Origin of the sequence: Novosphingobium sp. (assembly GCF_025351285.1) — a bacterium.
GTDB lineage: Bacteria > Pseudomonadota > Alphaproteobacteria > Sphingomonadales > Sphingomonadaceae > Novosphingobium.
In genome coordinates this window covers 68,034-75,435 of sequence record NZ_JANXWG010000007.1, presented here as the reverse complement: position 1 = coordinate 75,435, position 7,402 = coordinate 68,034, and the positions used below count along the sequence as shown (strand labels likewise).

Annotated in this window: 8 protein-coding genes; 4 read left to right on the top strand and 4 right to left on the bottom strand. The window is 65.3% G+C overall.

The window, feature by feature from the left end:
• Both Q0R16_RS01145 and Q0R16_RS01140 read left to right on the top strand, forming a co-directional pair.
• A partial coding sequence (locus Q0R16_RS01145) for a winged helix-turn-helix domain-containing protein (RefSeq protein ID WP_295630933.1) occupies positions 1-1,518 on the top strand: 1,518 nt, incomplete at its 5' end.
• A gap of 152 nt (positions 1,519-1,670) precedes the next feature.
• Positions 1,671-2,024, top strand: a complete 354-nt coding sequence (locus tag Q0R16_RS01140) for a UrcA family protein (protein ID WP_295630931.1) — start codon at positions 1,671-1,673, stop codon at positions 2,022-2,024.
• A gap of 201 nt (positions 2,025-2,225) precedes the next feature.
• Here Q0R16_RS01140 and Q0R16_RS01135 read toward each other — a convergent pair whose 3' ends face one another.
• The 3 genes from Q0R16_RS01135 to fmt are packed head-to-tail and all read right to left on the bottom strand — an operon-like array spanning position 2,226 to position 5,073.
• The gene (locus Q0R16_RS01135) at positions 2,226-3,341 is read right to left on the bottom strand and encodes a zinc-binding dehydrogenase (RefSeq protein WP_295630929.1); all 1,116 of its coding nucleotides are present in this window, start codon (positions 3,339-3,341) and stop codon (positions 2,226-2,228) included.
• 2 nt (positions 3,342-3,343) lie between these two features.
• Complete coding sequence (gene truA, locus Q0R16_RS01130; protein ID WP_295630927.1) at positions 3,344-4,090, bottom strand: tRNA pseudouridine(38-40) synthase TruA; 747 nt, start codon at positions 4,088-4,090, stop codon at positions 3,344-3,346.
• A complete protein-coding gene (gene fmt, locus Q0R16_RS01125) occupies positions 4,090-5,073 on the bottom strand; it encodes a methionyl-tRNA formyltransferase (protein ID WP_295630925.1) in 984 nt (327 codons plus the stop codon). Before fmt ends, truA begins: the two co-directional genes overlap by 1 nt.
• A gap of 44 nt (positions 5,074-5,117) precedes the next feature.
• Between fmt and recR the strand changes: the two genes are divergently transcribed.
• Complete coding sequence (gene recR / locus Q0R16_RS01120; protein WP_295630923.1) at positions 5,118-5,711, top strand: recombination mediator RecR; 594 nt, start codon at positions 5,118-5,120, stop codon at positions 5,709-5,711.
• Positions 5,712-5,772: 61 nt separating this feature from the next.
• On the top strand, positions 5,773-6,342 hold the full coding sequence (gene def, locus Q0R16_RS01115) for a peptide deformylase (RefSeq protein ID WP_295630921.1): 570 nt from the start codon (positions 5,773-5,775) through the stop codon (positions 6,340-6,342).
• Positions 6,343-6,385: 43 nt separating this feature from the next.
• Here the strand turns inward: def and Q0R16_RS01110 are convergent, their stop codons facing one another.
• On the bottom strand, positions 6,386-7,279 hold the full coding sequence (locus Q0R16_RS01110; RefSeq protein WP_295630919.1) for a hypothetical protein: 894 nt from the start codon (positions 7,277-7,279) through the stop codon (positions 6,386-6,388).
• Positions 7,280-7,402: the final 123 nt, after the last annotated feature.

Below are 7,402 nucleotides of genomic sequence, written 5' to 3'. Positions count from 1 at the left end.
GACCTGGCGACCACCGCGCCGTTCCGCATCGACGCGTTGTGCATCGAACCCGCACTGCGGCAAGTCTCGACCACCAGCACCGAAGCCGAAACGCTCGAACCGCGCGTGATGCTGGTGCTGGTCGCGCTCGCCCGAGCCAGGGGCGGCATCGTCAGTCGCGACCAGTTGATCGAGCAATGCTGGGACAGCCGAGTGGTCGGCGACGACAGCATCAACCGCGTGATCTCGCGCCTGCGCAAGCTTGCTGGCGCGCATGACGAAGCGCTGTTCAGCATCGAGACGATCAGCAAGGTCGGGTATCGGCTTGTCGCGGCCGAGCAATCGGCGTCAGGCCATCCCGGCGTGCATGCCAGCGCGCCAGATCCCGCTCCGGCGAGCAAGCAGGCATCGTCATCCGGGCGGCCGTTAGAAACGGTTGGCAAGCCAACCGCAGCACGTCGCTGGCGCTGGGTCGCGCTGGTGGTCGCGCCGCTGGTTCTGGGCGGTTCGCTGGCGTGGATGCCGTGGCGCGTGCCGAGCCAACCAACATTGACGATCGCTCCGCTGAAGACCGTCGGAGTGTCGGCCGAACTTGCACAAGTCTTCGATGGTCAGTTGCGTTCGACGCTTGGCGATGACAGCGTTGCACTGAGCAGTGAAGGCAAGGGCTGGATCGCGCACACGACGCTGACCGCGGTGGCTGCGGGTTTCACGCTGGCGACGACGATCGAGGAAGCGCGGTCGCAGACGCTGTGGACGGGCGAAGAATCGCTGCCATCGAACGATCCCGGCACGATCAGGAAGGCCGCGCGCGAAACCGCCGGCATGCTCGAATGCGGCATGAAGGGCGCGAACGATCGCAGCCAGCCCAATTCCGAAGTGATGACCCGCTGGCTTGCGCTTTGCGCAACCGGGATCAACCAATCGGGCAGGCAACTGCAGCTTGCGCACGAGATTGTCTCCCGCAATCCCGGCTTTGCACCGGCATGGCTCTTTATCGAACAGGCCAACGAAACAATTCTCCTTCAACCGCATTTGGCCGACCCTTCAGGGCCCTGGCGCGAAGGGCTGGCCGCGTTCGCGCAATTCCGGGCGCTTCGGCCCGACGCCTCCGACGGATTTGCCTTTGCTGCGTCGCTTACCGACAAGCACAAGCCGATCGAGCGCGAGGCGCTGCTGCGAAAGGCTGTCGAACTCAAGTTCCTCGAATGCCCGTGTGCCCTGTCGTTCCTGGGTGACTTTCTCATGCAGTCTGGTCGGTCGGCCGAAGCGATCGAGTTCTACCGTCGCACGATCGACCAGGCCTTCGCGACGCTCGATCGCGATCTTGAGCACAACGGCCCACTTTCAGCGCCGGGTGGAGCAGCAGGGATTTCGCAGCCCATGCTGTTTGATCCCAACAACCGACCACTGTGGAACGATCCGCGCTTTGCCGACTATCTGCGACGCGCCGGGTTCGTCGCCTATTGGCGCCAGGCAAAGGTCTTGCCCGATGTCTGCAAGGAAGCGAACCGGCCGGCGTTTTGTGCAGTGATTTGACACATTTGGTCAGCGAATGGCGCAAATCGGGCAATAATCAGTGCTTGATCGGCCAATGATCGGTTAAGGTTCCGCGTCAGGCGGCCTCCGGAAAGGCAGCTCTCCTCTCACGACGCAGCGCCTTTGCAGCGTCCCCTGCGATGGAGACCACCATGATCAAGACCGCCACGATCAAGACCGGCATTTCGACCGCCCTTTTCGCCCTGGTCGCTATTGCCACGCCGGTTCACGCTTCGGCCCGTGCCGACACCACTACCGCGCCGCAGCGTGTGGTCGATGCCTCCGATCTTGATCTCACGACCGCCGGCGGCAAGGCCACGTTCGATCGGCGGCTGGCGGCCGCAGTCAAGGTGGTGTGCGCGGCCGACGAGCCCAGCGACCTGGCCGGCCGGATGGCGGTCCGCGCCTGCCGCAGCCATGCCCGCCAGGCGCTGGGATCGCAGCGCGATGCGGTGATTGTCGCCGCTGCACAGACACGCGCCCACGCGGTGCTCGCGGCGAAGTAAACCGCGCAGGGCCAAACAGCTTTCCTACACGGCACGATTCCAGTTAGGCGCACGTCCCGCCCGGATTTGAGGCAAGTATCTGGAGTCGAACGACAAAACATGATGAAATTTCATTTTCACCATGCGAGACACGCAAGAAGATAGAGAAGCTGGACCCGCGCCGAAGCCCTTGGGGCTATCCGGCGCGGGTCGTTTGTCGGCTCAGCTATTGGGCACGATCAGGTACTTCTCGCCGGTGCGGCGGGCGTTGTATTCGAGAACGGCTTCCCTGGTCAGCGCCGCATCGAGGCTGACGCGCGCCTTGTACGCGCTGGCGAAAGTGGTGGTGAGGCCGTCGCGGACGCGGGCGCGCATGCGTTCGACGACGTGCTCGCCGGCTTTGACCATGAACGGCGTGAGCAGCCAGCCCGAGATACCCCACGAAAAGCCGAAGCTGCGGTTGAGCATGGTGGGCGCCAGGTCCAGCGCGCCGTAGATGAAGGCGTGCTTGGGCGCGTTCGAGCCATAGCGGCTGAAGGCGGCGCCCCTGTTCGCGACTTGCTCCATCACGGTCAGCACCTGACCAACGAGCTTGCCGCCGCCGATCGCGTCGAACAGGCACATCGCGCCGGTGGCTTCGATGGCAGCGGCAAGATCGGTCAGGAAGCTTTCGGCCGACGAATCGACCACGTGTTCGGCGCCGAGTGCCTTGAGCAGCGCGACTTGTTCGGGGCTGCGCACGATGTTGACGAGCGGGACATTGTCTTCGCGGCAGATCTTGATCAGCATCTGCCCAAGGTTGGATGCAGCGGCGGAATGGACGATGCCGGTGAAGCCATCGCGACGCATCGTCTCGACAAAGCCGAGCGCGGTCAGCGGGTTGACGTAAGCGGCGGCGCCCTGTTCGGCGGTGAGGCCTTCGGGCAGCGTCATGCACGTTCGGCCGTCGACCACGCGATAATCGGCGTACATTCCGCCAGGCACGCAGGCGACCAGCTTGCCGATCAGCGCATGCGCCTCGGGTGCTTCACCCGCGGCGATCACGGTACCGGCGCCTTCGTTGCCGACGGGCAGCGCATGGCCGTGGCGCGCGGCCATGGCACGAACTGCCGGCGCCGGCATCTGCGCGACGACCTTGCCGGGCGTGTAGGTGGCGTTGGCCACATCGGCCGAAGCGAACAGCAGGCCCAGGTCGGACGGGTTGATCGGTGCCGCTTCGACGCGGATCAGCACTTCATGGCTGGTCGGTGCGGGCAGCGTCTGCTCGACCAGTTCGACGGTCAGCGTGCCATCGGCGTCGAGCTTCGAGGTCAATTGCTTGCCAGTGGTGTCCGTCATCATCATTCTCCCGGGTATGTTGCCGCGACGAAGTACAGGCCTTCGGGCGGCGCGTTAAGTCCTAATGCCGAACGGTCTTTTGCGGCGAGCGCATCGGCCAGATCGCGCGCGGTCCATTGGTTTTGTCCGACCAATGCGAGGCAGCCGACGATCGAACGGACCTGGTGGTGCAGAAAACTGCGTGCGGCCGCCTCGATCAGCACGTGGTCGCCTTCCCGGCGGACAGTCAGCCGGTCGAGTGTCTTGACCGGGCTTTTCGACTGGCAGTGGACCGAGCGAAAGGTGGTAAAATCGTGAAGACCCACCAGCAGTTGCGCCGCCTCGTGCATTGCCTCCGCGTCGAGCGGGCGGGTGATGCGCCAGGCGTGTCCGAGTTCTAGCGTCAGCGGAGCGCGCCGGTTGGCGATGCGGTAGAGATAGGCGCGACCGATGCACGAAAAGCGTGCGTGCCAGTCGTCGGCCACAATCTCGCAAGCCGTGACCGCGATCGGTACGGGCTTCAGCTTGGCGTTGAGCGCTTCCATCATGCGGAATGGATCGAATGGGCGCGAAAGGTCGAAGTGCGCGCGCATCGCCGTGGCATGAACGCCAGCATCGGTGCGCCCGGCGGCGGCCAGCGTCACCTGCTCGCCGGTGACCGCAAAGGCCGCTTTTTCGATCGCCTGCTGCACCGAAGGCCCATGCGGCTGCCGCTGAAGACCCATGAACGGGCCGCCGTCGAATTCGAGGGTGAGCGCAAAGCGTGGCATCAGCCGACGCGGGTGCCGGAGGGAATTGCATACCCGTGCAAAAGTGAAGCCACATCCATCGCCGGGCGGCCCGCGCGCTGGATCGTGAGGGGCCGGATCGCGCCGCCGCCGCCGCAAGCGATCGTCAGCGCATTGTCGAGCGTCACTCCAGCGTCCCCGCGAAGACGGGGACCTCGGGCAGAAAGTCCCGAATTGGCGGTTTCCGGCATGAGGCCCCCGCCTGCGCGGGGACCCGGCGGATCGATGATCTCAGCCGCCAGCACCCGGAACCGCTCACCCGCCAGCTCGAAGAATGCACCCGGGGCGGGGGAAAAGGCGCGGATCTGGCGTTCGATCTGCTCGGCTGGTGCCGTGAAATCAAGCCGGGCTTCGGCTTTGTCGATCTTGCTTGCATAATTAACGCCCTCGTCAGGCTGCGCGATTGCGGAGTGGCCGGCAAGATCGGCCAGCACGTCCACCATGGCCTTTGCACCCAGCGCCGCGATCTCGTCGGTCAGTTCCCCCGCGGTCTTGCGATCGATCGGGGTGCGCACCTCGGCCAGCATCGGGCCGGTGTCGAGGCCTGCCTCCATCTGCATGATCGTAACCCCGGTCTCGGCATCGCCTGCCAGGATCGCGCGCTGGACCGGCGCCGCGCCGCGCCAGCGGGGGAGCAGCGAGCCATGAACGTTGAGGCAGCCAAGACGCGGCGCTTCGAGGATCGCGCGCGGAAGGATCAGGCCATAAGCCGCCACGACCGCCACATTCGCGCCCAATGCAGCGAACTGCGCCTGCTCGTCCGCACCCTTCAGGCTGGCCGGATAGCGCACCGCGATCCCGTTTGCCTCGGCCCGGCGCTGCACCGCCGAGGGCTGTAATTGCTTGCCCCGCCCTGCTGGCCTCGGCGGCTGGGTGTATGCAGCCACAACCTCATGCCCCGCCGCGATCAGCGCTTCGAGCGTCGGCACCGCGAACTGGGGTGTGCCCAAGAAAACGATCTTCATTGCGGTGCTTCCCTGAACGAGCGCCCGGCCCTATCTGGGGTGCGATGGCATCGCAAGAGATCGAGGCATTGAGCGCGGCACTGGCGCGGCTCCCCGGGCTGGGCCCGCGTTCGGCGCGGCGCGCGGTGCTGTGGCTAATCAAGCGGCGCGAAACGGCGCTGCCCGCGCTGCTCGATGCGCTGGAACGGGTGCGCGACGGGCTGGTCGAGTGCCAGACTTGCGGCAATGTCGATACCACCAACCCCTGCGGCGTGTGCACCGATCCGCGCCGCGATGCGCGCGCGCTATGCGTGGTGGAGGAAGTGGCGGACTTGTGGGCGCTCGATCGCGCGAAATTGTTCACCGGGCGCTATCATGTGCTGGGCGGCCGGCTCTCGGCGCTCGACGGGGTGCGGCCCGAAGACCTGACGATCGGCCCGCTGATCGCGCGGGTTACGGCCGGCGGGATCGACGAAGTGGTGCTCGCGATGAATGCCACGCTGGAGGGGCAGACCACCGCGCATTACATCGCCGAGCGGCTGGAAGCGCTGCCGGTGCGGATCACCCAACTGGCGCACGGGCTGCCGGTGGGCGGCGAGCTGGATTATCTCGACGAGGGTACGTTGGCACAGGCGTTGCGAGCGCGGCGGCCAGTCTGACATCCTGCGTCTAGCAATCCAGCGTCTTGCAAGCGCGAAACCCCGCGACTATCTGGCCTCCATGGCCATTCGCGAAATCATCGAGATCCCCGATCCCCGCCTCAAGGCGATATCGACCCGCGTCGAAGTGTTCGATGACGAGTTGCGCACCCTGGTCGCCGACATGTTCGAGACGATGTACGCCGCACCCGGCATCGGTCTTGCGGCGATCCAGGTCGGCGTGCCGCAACGCGTGCTGGTGATCGACTTGCAGCCCGACGATCCCGATGCCGAGCCCGAGGAATGCACGGCTCACGGGGATCACAAGCACACCCACCAGCCGGTGAAGCGAACCCCGCGCGTATTCATCAACCCCGAGATCCTCGACCCGTCGGAAGAATTCAACGTCTATTCCGAAGGGTGCCTGTCTGTGCCCGAGATCTATGCCGACGTCGAACGCCCCGCCCGCATTCGTGCGCGGTGGCAGGACCTTGACGGCACAGTTCAAGAAGAAGCGATCGACGGGCTGCTGGCCACCTGCCTGCAGCACGAGATGGATCATCTCGAAGGCATCCTATTCATCGACCACCTGAGCCGGCTCAAGCGGCAGATGGCGCTGAAAAAGCTGGAAAAGTTGCGCAAGGCCGCCTGACCCGGTTTCGTAAAACCGGGCCAGACGGCCTTACATTCTCTGATCAATAGCCGCGGCGGTGATCGCTGCGTTCGTGGCCGCGATTGCCGCCGTGGTCTCCGCGATAGCCACCGTAGCCACCGCGATATCCGCCACCATAGCCGTGGCCGCGATAGGTGCGGTAGTACCAGTCATGGTACGGATAAGGCCGATAAGTCCACGCACTGCCGACATAGACCCACGGCCGATACCAGCCCGGCGCGGCGTAATTGTAGCCTGAAACCGAATACGAATATGACGCTCCGCCACGCGTGACATAGCCGGGCGGGCACCCGGGGCTGGTGTCGTTGCCGCCGGTGCCGCTGGCAATCGCCGCACCGCCGACCGCACCGATCGCCGCGCCGGCAAATGTGCCCGCGCCGCGATCGTGGCGGCCCGACAAGCCCGACCCGATAATCGCGCCGAAGATCCCGCCGATCACCGCGCCCGCACCGACATTGCCTTGTGACTTTACGCAATACTGCCGCGCCCAGCGCTGGGCGTCCTGGGCATAGCGCTCATCGGCCTCGCGGTAAGCGCCGGGATCGCCCTGCACCTGATAGCCTGGCGGAGGTGGGGGCAAATCGCGGCCGTCATACCCCGGAGGCGGTGGCAAGTCGGCCGAGGGCGAGGCCTGGTCGTAGCCCTGGCCATTGTAATCCTGCGACGGGTAGCCTTGCTGGTTCGGATATCCTTGCTGATCGGGATAGCCCGGCTGGGTCGGGTAGCCCTGCTGGTTGGGATATGTCTGGCTGGGGTAGTTCTGGCTGGGGTAGTTCTGGCCGGGGTAGTTCTGGCCGGGGTAGTTCGACGGAGGCGGATAGCTCTGCGCCACCGCCATGCTGGCCAGCAACGGCCCCGCCGCGACCGCAAGCGCACCGGCTGCGATGCCGGCCTTTTTCCAAGGCATCATGTTCATCTCGACGATCCTTCAACGGCCCCAAATCCAATGCATGCAGGCTGGGCTTCGGCAATTGAACGCAGGCTGACCGAAAAGCCTTTGCAGAAGCCGGCCTTCACCGCCGTCGCGGTGCATTGTGCG

Bases quoted from the DNA above. Each gene is read 5' to 3' on its own strand.
- Q0R16_RS01140 (WP_295630931.1), top strand. From the start codon at position 1,671: ATGATCAAGACCGCCACGATCAAGACCGGCATTTCGACCGCCCTTTTC.
- def (WP_295630921.1), top strand. From the start codon at position 5,773: ATGGCCATTCGCGAAATCATCGAGATCCCCGATCCCCGCCTCAAGGCG.
- recR (WP_295630923.1), top strand. From the start codon at position 5,118: ATGGCATCGCAAGAGATCGAGGCATTGAGCGCGGCACTGGCGCGGCTC.
- Q0R16_RS01135 (WP_295630929.1), bottom strand. From the start codon at position 3,341: ATGACGGACACCACTGGCAAGCAATTGACCTCGAAGCTCGACGCCGAT.
- fmt (WP_295630925.1), bottom strand. From the start codon at position 5,073: ATGAAGATCGTTTTCTTGGGCACACCCCAGTTCGCGGTGCCGACGCTC.
- Q0R16_RS01110 (WP_295630919.1), bottom strand. From the start codon at position 7,279: ATGAACATGATGCCTTGGAAAAAGGCCGGCATCGCAGCCGGTGCGCTT.
- truA (WP_295630927.1), bottom strand. From the start codon at position 4,090: ATGCCACGCTTTGCGCTCACCCTCGAATTCGACGGCGGCCCGTTCATG.